The 15,681-nt window shown below is 41.7% G+C and carries 11 protein-coding genes; 3 read left to right on the top strand and 8 right to left on the bottom strand.

Annotation, left to right across the window (positions count from 1 at the left end):
* Positions 1-30: 30 nt before the first annotated feature.
* Genes SJPD1_RS06685 through SJPD1_RS06670 form a run of 4 tightly spaced genes read right to left on the bottom strand, consistent with a single transcriptional unit; the run spans position 31 to position 6,470 of the window.
* A complete protein-coding gene (locus SJPD1_RS06685) occupies positions 31-3,087 on the bottom strand; it encodes an efflux RND transporter permease subunit (RefSeq protein ID WP_096046527.1) in 3,057 nt (1,018 codons plus the stop codon).
* On the bottom strand, positions 3,074-4,213 hold the full coding sequence (locus SJPD1_RS06680) for an efflux RND transporter periplasmic adaptor subunit (protein WP_168171341.1): 1,140 nt from the start codon (positions 4,211-4,213) through the stop codon (positions 3,074-3,076). Before SJPD1_RS06680 ends, SJPD1_RS06685 begins: the two co-directional genes overlap by 14 nt.
* A complete protein-coding gene (locus tag SJPD1_RS06675; RefSeq protein WP_096046525.1) occupies positions 4,206-5,663 on the bottom strand; it encodes an efflux transporter outer membrane subunit in 1,458 nt (485 codons plus the stop codon). The genes SJPD1_RS06680 and SJPD1_RS06675 overlap by 8 nt, the downstream gene beginning before the upstream one ends.
* Before the next feature lie 54 nt (positions 5,664-5,717).
* A complete protein-coding gene (locus tag SJPD1_RS06670; RefSeq protein ID WP_096046524.1) occupies positions 5,718-6,470 on the bottom strand; it encodes an SDR family oxidoreductase in 753 nt (250 codons plus the stop codon).
* A gap of 98 nt (positions 6,471-6,568) precedes the next feature.
* On the opposite strand from SJPD1_RS06670, the gene SJPD1_RS06665 reads away from it, so the two are divergent.
* Positions 6,569-7,024 (top strand): winged helix-turn-helix transcriptional regulator, encoded by a 456-nt coding sequence (locus tag SJPD1_RS06665; protein ID WP_168171340.1) that lies wholly within the window; start codon positions 6,569-6,571, stop codon positions 7,022-7,024.
* Positions 7,025-7,365: 341 nt separating this feature from the next.
* Here the strand turns inward: SJPD1_RS06665 and SJPD1_RS06660 are convergent, their stop codons facing one another.
* From SJPD1_RS06660 to SJPD1_RS06645, 4 genes are all read right to left on the bottom strand, one after another.
* On the bottom strand, positions 7,366-8,790 hold the full coding sequence (locus SJPD1_RS06660) for an efflux transporter outer membrane subunit (RefSeq protein WP_096046522.1): 1,425 nt from the start codon (positions 8,788-8,790) through the stop codon (positions 7,366-7,368).
* Positions 8,780-11,908, bottom strand: coding sequence for an efflux RND transporter permease subunit (locus tag SJPD1_RS06655; RefSeq protein WP_096046521.1), 3,129 nt, complete (start codon positions 11,906-11,908; stop codon positions 8,780-8,782). The genes SJPD1_RS06660 and SJPD1_RS06655 overlap by 11 nt, the downstream gene beginning before the upstream one ends.
* 3 nt (positions 11,909-11,911) lie before the next feature.
* Positions 11,912-13,069: an efflux RND transporter periplasmic adaptor subunit gene (locus SJPD1_RS06650; RefSeq protein ID WP_096046520.1), complete on the bottom strand. Its 1,158-nt coding sequence runs from the start codon at positions 13,067-13,069 to the stop codon at positions 11,912-11,914.
* 110 nt (positions 13,070-13,179) lie between these two features.
* Positions 13,180-13,842: a TetR/AcrR family transcriptional regulator gene (locus tag SJPD1_RS06645; protein WP_088437331.1), complete on the bottom strand. Its 663-nt coding sequence runs from the start codon at positions 13,840-13,842 to the stop codon at positions 13,180-13,182.
* A 187-nt stretch (positions 13,843-14,029) separates the two neighbouring features.
* On the opposite strand from SJPD1_RS06645, the gene motA reads away from it, so the two are divergent.
* Both motA and motB read left to right on the top strand, forming a co-directional pair.
* A complete protein-coding gene (gene motA / locus SJPD1_RS06640) occupies positions 14,030-14,803 on the top strand; it encodes a flagellar motor stator protein MotA (RefSeq protein ID WP_087438513.1) in 774 nt (257 codons plus the stop codon).
* Between the two features lie 10 nt (positions 14,804-14,813).
* On the top strand, positions 14,814-15,608 hold the full coding sequence (gene motB, locus SJPD1_RS06635; protein ID WP_096046519.1) for a flagellar motor protein MotB: 795 nt from the start codon (positions 14,814-14,816) through the stop codon (positions 15,606-15,608).
* Positions 15,609-15,681: the final 73 nt, after the last annotated feature.

Genomic DNA, 15,681 nt, shown 5'->3' with positions numbered 1-15,681 from the left:
CTAAAAGAGGTTCACCGCCTCACTCGTTTTTTATATCTTTGTATTAATCTTTACTTTAAACCATGCGGCATACAAAGCAGGAACAAAGACCAGTGTTAACGCTGTCGCAATGATCAGTCCACCCATAATGGCAATCGCCATTGGTCCCCAAAAGACACTGTGACTCAATGGTATCATCGACAAAATAGCAGCTGCTGCTGTTAGGACAACAGGGCGAGAACGACGCACCGTTGCATCAATAATCGCCACCCAAGGGGATGCCCCTCGCTTAATATCTTGTTCTATCTGATCCACCAAAATTAATGAGTTTCTCATAATCATACCACCCAAAGCAATAACCCCCAATAATGCCACAAAGCCAAAAGGTGCATTGAAAATTAAAAGGGCTGGTACAACGCCGATAAGCCCCAATGGCGCTGTAAGTAAAACCATAAACATCAGCGAAAATCGTTGAAGCTGTGCCATAAGGAGTAACAATATAACCGCAAACATAAGAGGAAATACCTCAAACAACGCCTTATTGGATTTGTTACTCTCTTCGATTGCGCCGCCCACTTCTATATGGTATCCCAAAGGCATTGCATCAATCACCGGTTGCAATAAAGGCATAATCTGTGACGTTGCATAAGGACCTTGAATGCCATCATGCACGTCGCTGCGCACAGTGATTGCAAGGTCTCTGTTACGACGCCAAAGAACAGGCTCTTCAAAGGTTGGCTCAACGTTTGCAATTTGCGAAAGAGGCACCATGCTCGTACGTGAAAATAACTGAAGGCTTCCTATGTGTTCGATGGAAAGACGCTCTTCTGGCGTGGAGCGTACCACAACATCTACCAACTCTTCACCTCGCCTGATTTGCATTGTGCTCACCCCATTAAGCGATAATTGCACCATATTTTGAATATCAGCCGATGATAGCCCTAGCAGACTCGCTTTATCTTGATCCACATTTAGCCCAATCGTTCGTACTTGCTCATTCCAGTCCAATTGGGTGTCTTTCACCAAAGAACTTGTCCGAACAATGTCTCTCACGTTGTACGCAATCTCGCGTACTTTTAAAGGGTCAGGTCCGATAACTCTAAACTGAACCGGAAAACCAACAGGGGGACCAAACTCAAGTCGTAAAACACGCGCACGAATGTCAGGGAAGGCTTCATTTTTATCGAAAATTTCCATAAGTCTGTTGCGCACATGTTCTCTTTGTTCATTGCTTTTCATCACAAGCACAAACTGCGCATAGGCAGGATTTGGAAGTTCGGGTTGAAGCGAGAGGTAGAACCTTGGAGCACCTGCACCCGTATTGACCGTAAAGCTCTCAATTTCAGCATCACTTTTGAGTATCTGCTCCATCCTGTAAACTTGTTTTTGTGTCGCCTCAAAAGAGGAACCTTCACGCAATCGAAGCTCTACCAAGAGTTCAGGACGTGACGCCGTAGGGAAAAATTGCTGTTGTACCAAAAGCATTCCAGCCCCTGCTAGTCCAAAAAGAAGCAGCGTTGAGCCCAAAACTAGCCAACGCTTTGAAATACTCCACATCACCATAGCGCGTAATTTATGGTAAATAGGTTTATCGTAAATGCTTTCTGCGTGTTCGATAGGTTTCATTTTTGGCAATAACGCCATACCAAGATAAGGCGTAAAGATAACCGCAACCAACCATGATGCCACAAGTGCAACACCCACGACCCAAAAAATGCCACCGGCATACTCCCCCGAAATGGATTTTGCAAAGCCAACAGGCATAAAACCTGCTACGGTAATGAGTGTTCCTGTAAGCATCGGAAAAGCGGTTGAGCTATAAGCATACGTTGCCGCTTCTAAGCGATCCCAGCCCTCTTCCATCTTCACAACCATCATCTCAACGGCAATAATCGCATCATCGACCAATAACCCAAGTGCAATAATCAAAGCCCCCAAAGAGATACGATCCAAATTCCAACCCGAAGCATACATAATAGCAGCAACCACACCCAGTACCAAAGGTATGGAAGCGGCTACAACGATACCTGTACGCCAGCCAAGCGAGATAAAAGAGACGAAAAGCACGATAATCAATGCCTCTAAAAATGAACGCTCAAATTCCCATACAGACTCTTCTACCACACGAGGTTGATCTGCGTATTTTTCGATTTCAACGCCAAGTGGCAAGGTCGTTTTGATGGTTTCCATCTTGGCATCAAGCGCATGCCCCAGATCCAAAATATTGCCATTACGCTTCATCGTAACACCGATAGCAATAATAGGCTCACCATTACGGCGAATAGTAAAACTTTGAGGATCTTCATAGCCAATGCTGATCGTCGCAATATCGCAGAGTCTGAGTGTTTTACCACCTGCCTCAATGGTAACATTGCCAAGCTCTTTGGCACGATCAATGGCACCCGTAACACGGACATAAACGCGATCGTTTGTGGCATCCACCGAGCCTGAGGGAGAGACACTGTTTTGATGCGCCAGTGCGTCGATGACGGTATTAGGACTGATGCCAAGTGCCGCTAGTTTTCGCATAGAGAGTTCAACAAACACTTGCTCTTGCTGTTTACCAAGCACATCAACTTTATTGACACCAACCACACTTTGTAATTGTCGCTTGATGCGCTCTGTCGTGTCATGAAGTTCCGCTGTGGATAAATCTGGCGCACTAATGGCGTAGAGAACGCTGTAAACATCATTATACTCATCGTTATAAAAAGGTCCACGCACACCGGAAGGAAATTCTTGACGAATATCCGATATTTTCTTTCGTATCTGATACCATGAATCTTCAAGCTCTTTCTTAGGCGTCCCCCCTTTCATCCAAACCCTGATCGCGCCATAACCTTGACGTGAATAGGAGTTGACATAATCCAACGCATCAAGCTCTTGTATTTTTCGCTCAACTTTGTTAATGACCTCTTCTTGAACCTCTTTAGCGGTGGCACCCGGCCATGCAACAACGATGGTCATAGAAGGTACGTTAAAATTTGGATCTTCCAGTCTTCCCAGTTTGTTAAATGAAAAAACACCCACAATGAGCGTGCTTATGATTAAAAAGAGGGTCATAGAGCGATGCGTTACCGCCCATTCTGAGAGATTAAAGCCCTTCATAAGCTCCCTTTCTAGGTATTTCTACGACTGTTTCGTAGGGGCGTTCTATCGGTTGTACTTTCATGGATGCGTCAAGTTTTTGCGCACCCACACTGACGACCTTTATGCCATCTTTTAACCCCGTAACACGCACCGTACGTGTACCATAATTGAGAATGTTCACAGGAACAAACTCGACTCCATTTTCAGCACTATTTAACGCCCAAACCCCAGCACTCTCTTTGGTTTTAATCACCGCGCTGATCGGTAAGGTTGTTCCACTCTCCATCGGGCGGGACAACGTAAATTTAACGGTACTTCCCAAAGGCAATAACGCAATCGTCTCTAAAGCGTCACGACTTGGCACATAACGCGCAGGATACATACGACCTTGCGGTGTCGCCATAGAGGAGAGTTCTCGCATCGTAAGATTGAAAGAGATAGAGGCATCATTCCATGATGTTGCCGTTGTTTTATACGCTTTAACATGAGAAACCAGATGCTCTGGTAGATCAACAGCCACTTCGTATTCGCCTTTTTTGGCGACGAAAATGAGAGGTTGTCCCTCAGAGACGACGTGTCCCTCTTCAAAATTTAACGAGGTTATAACTCCATCAAAAGGTGCCTTCAGTGCGGTATACTCTACTTTATTTTTTGCTAACTCCAGTTGCTGTTTGGCTTGCTCCATTGTAGCGCGTGCCGCATTTGCTCGTGTTTGCTGTCTTTCAATTTCAGCAATGGCAATCGATCCATCGCTCCCCAAACGCTTAAACCGAGCAGCATCCACCATCGCTTGTTCAGCAGTGACCTTAGCCGCTTCTAACTGCTCGGCTGCAACACCAACCGCTAATTGATAATCCACCGAATCAAGTGTAGCGAGAAGTTGATTTTTTTTGACATGATCGCCGACATTGACCATACGTTTGAGCACTTTTCCACCCACACGAAACCCCATCGCTGTCTCGCTTCGTGAGCGAATACTGCCTGTGAGCAACACTTCATTATGCCCTTGCGATTGATGAAACGCTGTTACGTACACTAAGGTTGGCACTTCTTTTTTACTTTCGACCTGTCCACACCCTGCAAACACAAGTATCGAAGCACATAGCATCATCTTTGTTGTATAACGCATCCATTCCCTATTCATTGGTTGTTCCTTCTTTTGATTCTTCCTTCGATACATTCCAACCACCCCCTAATGCTTTATAGAGCTGAACATCCGCGAGTAAGCGTTTGGCGCGTTGGTCGGTTACACTCATTTCACTGAGCAAAACAAGACGTTGTGCTTGCAATACCACTAATTTATCGGACTCTCCTTGCGCAAAAAGGGATTCCGCCTTACGAAGTACAAGACGTTTGCTTTGAAGTGATTGCGCTAAAAATTCCCCTCGCTTTTGCTCTTCATGGCAAACAACCAGAGAGTCTTCAACCTCTTTAAGCGCGGTTAAGACTGATTTTTGCCAACCAAGTAACGCTTCATTCTCGCGGGATGATTGTGCTTCTACACCCGCTTGAATCCGCCCTGCATTAAAAATTGGCATTGCAAACGTTAATGCAACATTTGAAAAATTGACAGGCGCTAAATTAAGCCCATTGAGACGCAAGTCTTCACGTCCCAAAAGGGCATTCAGAAAAAGTTTAGGCCAATACTGTGAGCGAGCCTCTTCCGTGCGTAACGATTCTGCCGCATAGTGTGATTCTGCCGCCATCAAATCAGGTCGACGTTTCAGCAAATCGAGTGGCTGGGCAGTTCCAATGAGAGGCGATTTGGGCAAATCATAGTTAGCAACGCTTGGCACGACCATCGTTGAAGGATTTTCACCTAGTAACAGAGCCAGTTGCGTTTGAAGTGAAGCGATCAGCATACGCAATGGAGGAATTTTTGCATCGATCTCATTGACCTCGGCGATAGCACTCTGCAAGTCCAACTCACTGGAAAGCCCTTCGTTAAAGCGTCTTGTGGTGAGATGGAGTGTTTCATGCTGACTCACCGCCAACGCTTCTATGAGCTTTAAATCGTGTTCGGTACTACGAAGAAGAAAGTATTGAGTCGCCACTTCACTGGCAATCAGCAACTTCATACCAATGACGCCATACTGAGCCGACAAAAGGTCTGCTTCAGCGGCATCTTTTGCAGCACTAATTCCCCCACTCAAATCAAACTCCCAAGCAACATTCAGCCCTAAAGCACTGCTCTTTGTATCGGGAATGCCTTGTTTAACACTTTGGGGCAAACCACTGTGCGAAGAGGCTGTGGAGCCTTGCACGTCCAAAGAAGGCCACAAACGTGACGCCTGCGCATCTCTAAAAGCGCGCGCACCTTTTATGCGTGAAAGCGCCATTTTTACATCGTAGTTCGTGTTCAAACTTTTGGCAATAAGCGATGATAAAATCGGATCGTCAAAACGACTCCACCACTCCCTATCATTGAGAGCATCTCTCTCAAATAGGTCTGCATTGCGAAACTGTGTTGCAAGTGCAACATCAGGGGTTGGACTTTGCACTTGCGTGGAGCCACACCCCATTAACATCATCGCAGATAAAACACATCCTAGCGAATGATGAAAAATTGCATCTGTTATTTTAGGAATTTTCATAAAGCCCCTTCTTGGTGTACGAATCTTTTAAGTACTCTGGTTAAATGACGCATTTTAGTGTCCAGACTTATTGATCATATGAAGAGCAAAACGAGGTGAAATGCGACTCAGCATTTTAAGAGCATTGCTTTGACCTGGTCTGATTTCAAACGTATCGCACTCGATTTTTTGAATGGCAACCTTAACAAGTTCCGATACAGACATAATGCTCATCCCTTTTTGTTCATTGCTATCCAAGGCTTTTATTAAAGGTGTTTTAGTGACAGATGGTGCGAGTTCAAAGACTTTAATGTTCGTATCTTTAAGCTGTATGCGTAACGAATCCGTAAAGGAGTGAAGTGCGGCTTTACTGGCACAATAGACAGGAGTGCTTGCCAACGGTACAAACGCTAAAGCGGAAGAAATATTCACAATCGCAGCTGTTTTTTGCTGACGTAAAAGAGGTAAAAACTGTGTACTCATATCAATAGTCCCTACGACATTGACCATAATCTCTTCTGTGAGCTTGTGAATATCACGCTCTTTTTGTAAATCGATCCTGTTCATAACACCTGCATTATTGATGAGAATATTAAGATCAGGAAGCATCCTTGAAACGTTTTCATATAAATTAACGATTTCATCGTGTTTGTCAATAGTGCATTGAAAGACGTGCACCTCTTTTAATTCCGATTTGACTTTGTCAAGTTTTTCCTGATCGCGCCCTGTGATAATCACGGTATTGCTTTTGCATAATTGTCGTGCTAATTCAAAGCCGATGCCGCTAGTGCCACCTGTTATAAGAATTGTATTGCTGTTCATATTCATTTTGTTTTCCTTTATGCTATAATTTTTCATGTTAAATTACTTTCATGATGCAAGTATATTATATTTACTATCATAATGCAAGTAAATTGGAGAATAAAATGAAACGAAAAAGTTACACTGAGATGCCGTGCCCTATTGCACAATGTTTAGAAATTGTCGGAGAGTGGTGGAGTATGCTGATTATTAGAGATAGTTTTAGAGGACTTAGACGGTTTGATGAATTTCAAAAAAGCTTAGGCATCGCGCCCAATATATTGACAAAACGACTCAACGATCTTGTCGAATATGGCATTTTACAGAAGCAAAATTATGGAGAGAGCGACAAACGTTACGAATATGTTTTAACCAAAGCAGGTGAAGATTTGGCTCCGGTACTCATTATGATGTTTGAGTGGGGAAATAAGCACGCTACCCCAATAGGGCTTACAAGCCGTATCATTCATATCAAAACAGGCGAAATTTCCGAGCCTATATTAATTGATAAAAAAACAGGCTCGGAAATGAAGATGGAAGAGTACCAAGTGATGACAACATGCGAATCTGATCGTCAATAACACATTTTTTAAATACGCACTTATAGGAAAAATGTGTTCATGTTCCCTTGATTTATTTACAGAACATTCGTACTGATAAAATTGCTTGTATGAAATTGAATTGTTTCATGACACGTATGACAAGTTCCATTGAATACGAAATTAACCGTAAAACACCATACCGAAAAAAGACAGAGAGCAAAAAGTTTGAATTTCATTTTTTAACCTTATGTGAATTATAAAAAGAATTGTAATCAAGCAAAGGTTTTTCAAAGAGTCTTTTTTATGTAGATTGAATAAAACAAGATAAAAGAATTGTCAAATGCTCTATTTTACGAAAGAGCATTTGACATCAGTAACATTTACAATGTATCAGCGTGCCTGTCAAACACCTCTTTATCCCAACCACCCCCGAGTGATTTGTACAAAGAAACCCCTGAACTGAGCAAAGCTTGCTTCGTTTGTGATGTAGCCAGTTTTGCTGAGAGTAGATTACGCTTTGCATCTAAAAGCGTAAGGTAATCGCCATAGCCATTTTCATACTGTTTTTTAGCGAGTAAGTACACTTGCTCAATATTTTTCTCATAGGAGAGCTGATGCTCTAGTTTTTGTGTGAGAGTATGTCGTTTGTTAAGGGCATCATAGGCATCTTGAAACGCTTGTTGAACCGTCTTTGCATACGCAATCTCTGCTAACTCTTTGTTCGCTTTTGCACTCTCCACGTTGGAACTGGTTTTTCCCATATTAAACAATGGTGAGGCAAGGCTTCCACCAAAACTATTCATCCCTGATTGGGATTTCATCAGGTTAGAAAGCTGTGTGCTCTCAAAGCCAAGTGCCCCTGAGAGGCTAATACTTGGAAAATAAGCAGCTCGTGCCACACCGATGTTGGCATTGGCTGCTTTTAAATTCTCTTCGGCTTGGGTAATATCAGGGCGTTTGGTTAAAAGCTCGGAAGGCAAATTGGCAGGCACGTTGACATCGCTTGGTAAAACGCGTGGTAAGCCATCTTTACTAAACGCCGCTATGGCTTCGGGTGATTTGCCTACGAGTACAGCCAACGCACTTTGTTGGAGTAAAATCGCTTGCTCTAGCGCATCTTTCGTGATTTGAGCACTGTTCAGCTCTGCACGATCGGAGGCAAGAGTTCCTTTAGAAATAGCACCAAGCGTATACTTCGCCTCATTGCGCTTAAGCCCCTCTTCTCTTGCTTGTATTGTCTCATTGGTAATATCGAGTTGCTCATACAAACTAATCAATGTAAAGTAACTATCCGCCACATTGGAAGCTAAAGAGATTTTTACCGTGTCTTTTGCCGCATACGTAGCGATCAACGAAGCACGAGAGGAAGCTTCAGCTTCTTTGTATTTACCCCAAAGATCAAGCTCATAACTAAGAACGGCACTGAGTGAAAAATCATTGTACGTATTATGCGCTTTAGAATTAAAGGTATCGCCACTGCTTCGAATTCTCTGACCAGAGCCCTGAACATCAAGGCTTGGGTAACGATCCGATGTACTTCGTGAAAGCGTTGCACGCGCCAAAGAGATATTGGCCATCGCTGATTGAAGATCATAGTTATTCTTCAGTGCCTCTTCAATTAAAGCGGTCAATTTTGCATCATGGTAATTGTTCCACCATGCTGCATCGACATACGGTGTTTCACTCTTTACATCCGAGCGGTACGCTTCTGGAAACGGTGTTGTGGGGACATTCAGCTCTGGAGAGAGTGAACATCCACTAAGAATTAAGGCTAGTACAGCACTGTAATAAAGACTATTCTTCATCTTTTTTTCCTTTACGTGAAAACTTCGCATTTAATGACGCGAGCCAGTTGTAAAAGAGTGGAATAAAGAAGATCGCAATGGTTGTTGCGGCAATCATACCACCAATAACACCCGTCCCTATCGCATGACGGCTTCCCGCACCGGCACCTGAGCTAATCGCCAAAGGTAAAACACCAATGGTAAAGGCAAGTGATGTCATAACAATCGGACGGAAACGTAAACGTGCCGCTTCAAGGGTTGCATCAAAAATTGACTTACCTTTCTCTTGCGCTTGCATTGCAAACTCAACGATCAAAATCGCATTTTTAGCCGATAAAGCAATCAGTACCAAAAGACCGATTTGGAAATAGATGTCGTTGCTCAGTCCTCGTAAATAAACCGCCATAATCGCACCAAAGACAGCAAACGGAACCGCGGTAATAACCGCAAGTGGCATCAACCATCTCTCATACTGAGCTGACAAAATCAAGAAGATAAAGACTAGTCCGAAAATGAATGCTTGTGAGCCACTGCCTTCCATCTCTTTTTCTTGAAATGACGTTCCAGCCCATCCTGTGGTATAGCCTTCAGGTGCGACTTCTTTAACCACTTCTTCAATCGCCTTAATCGCATCACCCGATGTGTAACCCGGTTTTGGCTCGCCCACGATTTTTGCCGCGGTAAAGATGTTAAAACGATCCACAATATCGGGTCCGATGGTACGCTCATACGTCACCAATGAACTGATAGGAATCAATTTTCCCGTATTTGATTTCACAAAGATATTTTTCATATCCTCAGGTTTTTCTCTAAAATTAGCTTCTGATTGAACATTGACTTGATAGGTACGTCCAAAAAGGTTAAAGTCATTGACATAGTAAGCACCAAATGTTGATTGAAGTGTGGTAAAGACATCTTTGATTGAGATACCTAATGCCTTCGCTTTTTCACGATCTAATGTCACTCTAAATTGAGGAACAGCTGTGTCAAAGGTACTTCTCACCATCGTAAGTTCGGGTCTTTGTCTCGCTTTGGCAACAATTGCATTGGTAATTCTACCAAGCTCCTCTAATGAACCACCCGTTCGATCTTGTAAATACATCTCAAAACCACCTGAGATACTTAGTCCCATAATCGGTGGAGGATTTAGTGCAAAGATGGTAGCATCAGGTACACCAAAGAAGGCACCGTTTAGTGCGCCACTGAGTACTTCTGAATTTTGGTTTGGCGCTTTTCGCTCACTCCAATCTTTTAGGTTGATAAAGGCTGTCGCCGCATTAGTTTTAGCTGCACCACTAATAAGGTCAAACCCTGAGATAGCAATAGTATATTCGATTTCAGGCACATTTGCCGTAATTTTACTGAGTTCGGTACTTACACCTTCTGTACGATTAAGAGAAGAAGCAGGAGGCAACGCAGTAACGGCAAGTAAAAAGCCTTTGTCTTCCATCGGAACAAGACTTGTTGGTACTTTTTGGAAAAGTTCATATGTTACGCCCATCAGTGCTGCAAAAACGATAATACTAATAATGCCATGGCGTACGACTAAACTAACCCCACTGGTAAACCAATTGGTTGAGGCATCAAAGAACTCATTAAATTTTTTGACAAACCAAAACGGTTGTGGCTCTTTCTTCTTTAGGAAAATTGCACATAAAGCAGGTGTTAAGGTTAACGCTACCATACCTGAAATAATGACCGAGATAACAATGGTAATCGCAAATTGTTGGTACATTTGTCCTGTAAAACCACCCATAAACGATACTGGGATAAAAACAGCACATAAAACAAGCACAATGGCAACAACTGGAGCAGTTACCTCTTGCATTGCTTTAATCGTTGCATCTTTGACGGTAATATCTTTTTCAGAATGCAAGATACGTTCAACGTTTTCAATAACGATAATAGCATCATCAACAACGATACCAATGGCAAGCACCAAACCAAATAAGGTTAAAAGGTTAATCGAATAACCCAGTGCATACATACCTGCAAATGAGCCAATGATCGAAACAGGAATAGCCAAAATAGGAATAATTGTCGCACGCATATTTTGTAAGAACATGTAAACAATAATAACAACGAGTAAAAGGGCCTCAATGAGTGTTTTTACCACTTCATGTACCGAAATTTGAATAAATTTTGTCGTATCGTATGGTGTTACATAGGCCATATTTTCAGGAAAAGATTTTGAAAGTTTTTCCATGACTGCGTCGACTTTTTTGGCTGTTTCCAGCGCGTTGGCACCTGATTGTAAATAGATACCAATCGGTACCATCGTTTGCCCATTAAGCGTTGCCGATACATCATACGATGCAGCACCAAGTTCAAGGCGTGCAACATCTTTGAGGCGTAAGGTCGAGCCATCTTTGTTCGATTTTAAAATGATATTTTCAAACTCTTCGACTTTATCAAATCGCCCTTGTGTTGTGACCGTATAGGTATATGCTTGAGCCGCTTTGGTAGGAGCCTGATTGAAACGTCCTGTTGCGAACTGAGCATTTTGCTCCGAGATCGAATTGATCACATCCGTTGGGGTGAGATTGTATTTGGCGAGTTGATCTGGCTTCATCCAAATACGCATAGAATAGTCTTGATTGCCAAACAATGCAGCATCACCCACACCATTAACACGCTTAAGTTCATCAATAACATTGACAAGTGCATAGTTTGCCATGTAAATTTTGTCATAGCTATTGTTTGGTGAAATAATCGAAATAACTTTTAAAATCGTAGATGATTGTTTACGTACCGTGACGCCTTGCGCTTGTACTTCACTTGGAAGACTGCTAAGGGCTGCTTGAACACGGTTATTGACGTTAATCGTCGCTTGATCGGCGTTTGTTCCAATTTTAAAATAAACATTGATCGATAAAGAGCCTGTTGATGAAGCCGTTGAAGACATATAAATCATATCTTCAACACCATTTATCTGTTGCTCAATCGGTGCTGCAACCGTTTTAGAAATGGTATCAGCACTTGCTCCTGCATACGTTGCTTTGACGGTAACTTGAGGAGGCGTTACTTGAGGATACTCCTCAATAGGCAAGCCTTTTATACCCATCAAGCCCGCTATAATCACAACAATCGAGAGGACGGTTGCAAAAATAGGCCTGTTGATAAAAAATTTAGAAAACATACTTTATTCCTTCGCTTCTATAACATTAACCGCAGAACCTGGGCGCAGTTTCGTGAGGTTATCGGTAATGACAACATCTCCTGCACTCAAACCACTTTCAATGATATAGGTGTCATTATGAACGGTTCCTGCTTTGACAGGAACTTTAGTCGCTTTGCCCTCTTTGACAACATACACAAACGAACCAATGGCTTCTTGTAACAATGCCTTTTGAGGAATACTAATCGCATCTTTATAGACCAAGCCTTCTACATTCACACGTACAAACAGACCGGGTATTAAAATATTATTGGGATTAGCAAAGGTGGCTCTTGCTTTAATCGTAGAAGTTTCAGCATCCACATAACTATCGATAAAATCTAAAGTTCCCGTTTTGGCATATTTGGTGCCATCGGGGGTAGAGAGTTGAATAGGAAGTTTTGCTTGCGCTAAACTATTCCAGTTACCTGTTCCCATCACATAACGTTTTTTCAAAAGTTCAATATCAGGTAAGGAGAATTCAACATAGATAGGATCGGTTTGGGTAATCGTCGTTAGTGTCATCGTATCACTACTAGAACCGACATAACTTCCAACATCTTGAGCATTGAGGCTTGTCATACCACTAATGGTTGCTTTAACTTTGGTATAGTTAAAATCAATCGTTGCTTTTTTAAGCGCTGCTTGTGAAGATTTGAGCGAAGCTCCTGCTGACTCATAGGCAGAGAGTGCGGCATCACGCTCTTTTTGGCTCACAGCATCTTGATCAAACAAGGCTTTGGTACGTTCCCAATCACGTGTTGCTTGTTTAAGGGTCGCTTCTTTTACACCAACATCTGCCACCGCTTCTTGCATCAATGCTTCATAACGGTCTGAGTCAATTTGATAGAGTGTTTCACCTGCTTTTACAAAGCTACCTTCAGTAAAGTATTTCTTTTCCAAAACACCACTGACACGTGCAACAATACTCACTTGTTGCATACTTTTTACTTTTGCTGGATATTCTAATGAAACAGGAACATCACTGGTGATCACTTTATAGGTGGATACACTTAAAGGAGGCATCGCTGGCATCCCTGCTGCTTTTTTATCTTGGCTTGAGCATCCTGTTACCAAAAAAGCTCCCAAAACACCTATTAATGCATATCTAGCATATGTTAAATACACTCTATTTGTTGTCATTTTTCGCTCCCAATTTTATGTAATGTAATATACATTACACTTTATGGGCGAAATTGTATCCGAAAAAAGTAAAAAAATCAAGCTAATTTCACTAACGGAAAAAAAAGTAACTATTGTATTACATGTAAGCCGCGACAGAAAATGGTTACGACTTGTTTTAAAGCTTTTAAACGCGTTTCTTCAGAGATATCAATTTGAATCCCCAAAATTGTCTGAAAAAGAAATGGCCCTTTGACAGCATTTAAAAATTGCTCTGCCACTAAATAGGTATCTTCAACTTCGATATGACCGTTTACTTTTTCATTTTCTAAATAATTTGCAATAATAATGACGGGAACCGACATAAGGTTCTGGATCTGCGTTTTATTGAGTCTGGAATCATTAATATACCCTATTGATATAAGTAAACGGTGAAATAAAATGGCATCTGGTGTTGTCACCAAATCTAAAAACATCCTTCCTGTTTCCGTTAAAAATTCTTCAATACGCCCCTCATAACAGACACTTTTACGACCCCATTCGCCAAAAACTTCTTCTGATTTTTGTTCCAAAATGTAAATAAACAGTTGTTCTTTATTGCCAAAATGCTTATACAATGTCGCGAGTGACCCCCCTGCATGCTTGACAATATCATTCATACTGACGTTTTCATAGCCATTATCTAAAAAAAGCCGATACGCCACATCAATAATCTTCGTGCAACGTGATTCGGCTTTACCACTGAGTCGATCAACGAGAGAACTGATAAAACATCTGCATTTCTCTTCACTCATGTTAACTTACTCCTTTATTTGACACTTTTTGCAATTATACTACAAATCAATTTTTCTACTTTAAGCGTAGCAATAATAGCATCTTATCTAAGGAAGATTGTTATATTATTGCCTTACATGTAAAGTTTTTTGCATTTTAACCGATAATGCTTGAAAACGTTTTATACTATTTTTTGGAGCTGACTTTATGGACTTAACCGTCATCTTGGGCATGGTACTCGCCATCACCACTATTTCTACCGGTGATATATTAGAAGGTGGAAATCCTCTTCATATTTTGCACATCACGTCATTTATTATCGTTATTCCAACCGCTATGGCAGCAGCGATGTCTGCAACTCCCCAAGAATATGTTAGAGGTGCCTTTAAAGAGTTTAAAGTTATCTTCAAAAAATCATCAGTTGATCTTCATGCACGTATTAAACAAATTATTGACTTTGCCATTATTGCCAGACGTGATGGCATTTTAGCGCTTGAATCCCATGCCAATCAAATGGACGATGAGTTCTTCAAAAAAGGTCTTAGTATGGCCGTTGATGGTGTTGAAGCGCATGAGATTGAAGAGACACTCGATATTTTGATTGAACAGACGGAAGAGTATTACCATGGTTCTGCACACTATTGGGTACATGCAGGGGAAACCTGCCCCGTTATGGGACTCATTGGCGCTGTTTTGGGTCTGATCTTGGCACTTCAAAAATTAGACAACCCTGCTGAAATGGCGATGGGTATTGGTGGTGCCTTTACTGCGACTGTTTTTGGTATTGCAGGTTCTTATATCTTCTTAGGTCCATGGGGACATAAACTTAAGGGAAAATCAATAGATATTGTAAAAGAAAAACGTGTCATCTTAGCAGGAATTTTAGGTATTTCTCATGGTGACAATCCTCGTACGCTTGAAATGAAACTTCTCAATTATCTTTCTCCTCTTGAAGAGAAAAAAAGCCAATTTGACAAATAAGGGATACTAAGTGGGTAAAAAGTGCAAAAAAGTCGAATGTGAAGCAGGTGAAAAATGGGCCGTACCTTTTGCGGACTTTTTTAGTCTTTTACTTGCCCTTTTTATCGCACTCTTTGCTATTGCCTCTACTAACACTGAAAAAATGAAAGCCCTCAAAGAAGAGTTTGTCAAAATCTACGACTACAGCGCGAAACCTGAAGAAGCAACTCCTGTTATGAGCATGTCTATTAAATCGGGAGATGCGGCTAAAGATAAAGACAAAGGCAATGCGGGTGGAACTTCTGCGCAACTTGAAGAAATTGCTCGTTTAGCACAAATGATTGAGAAAATGAATATTGGAGAAGGATCATTAGAGCAAAAAGTTGATGGTGCGATTTTAAAACTCCCTACTAAACTTCTTTTTGCACCAGGTTCTGCTGAGATTGTTAACAGTGACTCCATGCTTTTCCTCAAACGTGTTTCTGACATTATTGCAATGCTTCCTAAAAATGTTGAAGTTATCGTTAAAGGATTTACTGACGCAACGGCACTTCCAAATGGCTCTAAATACCAAGACAACCTTGAACTCTCCAGTGCTCGTGCCAATGCTGTTATCCGTGTCCTCATTCGTAATGGTATTGCCAAAGATCGTTTAAGCTCAGCAGGTTATGGAGATACAAAACCTCTCACAAATAACGATACGGCGGAAGGTCGTGACAAGAATGGTCGCGTTGAATTTACAATGCGTATTTCAGGACCGGACAATTCGACAAAAAAAGAGTCTATCTTAGATACACTCAATGCCATCAATAAGAAAGCTGAATAAGTTTTATTTTCAAGCTTTCTAAACTACACTCATCAATAACAATAACGTTTAATCAAGTTCTTGCAAAACTTTT

It is taken from the genome of Sulfurospirillum diekertiae, from assembly GCF_002309535.1.
GTDB lineage: Bacteria > Campylobacterota > Campylobacteria > Campylobacterales > Sulfurospirillaceae > Sulfurospirillum > Sulfurospirillum diekertiae.
The sequence above is the reverse complement of the archived record's forward strand: the minus strand, read 5'-3'. Positions and strand labels throughout refer to the sequence as shown.

What these genes read in the sequence shown, in the direction of transcription:
- SJPD1_RS06685 (WP_096046527.1), bottom strand. Translation starts at nt 3,087, where the DNA reads ATGAAGGGCTTTAATCTCTCAGAATGGGCGGTAACGCATCGCTCTATG.
- SJPD1_RS06680 (WP_168171341.1), bottom strand. Translation starts at nt 4,213, where the DNA reads ATGAATAGGGAATGGATGCGTTATACAACAAAGATGATGCTATGTGCT.
- SJPD1_RS06675 (WP_096046525.1), bottom strand. Translation starts at nt 5,663, where the DNA reads ATGAAAATTCCTAAAATAACAGATGCAATTTTTCATCATTCGCTAGGA.
- SJPD1_RS06670 (WP_096046524.1), bottom strand. Translation starts at nt 6,470, where the DNA reads ATGAATATGAACAGCAATACAATTCTTATAACAGGTGGCACTAGCGGC.
- SJPD1_RS06665 (WP_168171340.1), top strand. Translation starts at nt 6,569, where the DNA reads ATGAAACGAAAAAGTTACACTGAGATGCCGTGCCCTATTGCACAATGT.
- SJPD1_RS06660 (WP_096046522.1), bottom strand. Translation starts at nt 8,790, where the DNA reads ATGAAGAATAGTCTTTATTACAGTGCTGTACTAGCCTTAATTCTTAGT.
- SJPD1_RS06655 (WP_096046521.1), bottom strand. Translation starts at nt 11,908, where the DNA reads ATGTTTTCTAAATTTTTTATCAACAGGCCTATTTTTGCAACCGTCCTC.
- SJPD1_RS06650 (WP_096046520.1), bottom strand. Translation starts at nt 13,069, where the DNA reads ATGACAACAAATAGAGTGTATTTAACATATGCTAGATATGCATTAATA.
- SJPD1_RS06645 (WP_088437331.1), bottom strand. Translation starts at nt 13,842, where the DNA reads ATGAGTGAAGAGAAATGCAGATGTTTTATCAGTTCTCTCGTTGATCGA.
- motA (WP_087438513.1), top strand. Translation starts at nt 14,030, where the DNA reads ATGGACTTAACCGTCATCTTGGGCATGGTACTCGCCATCACCACTATT.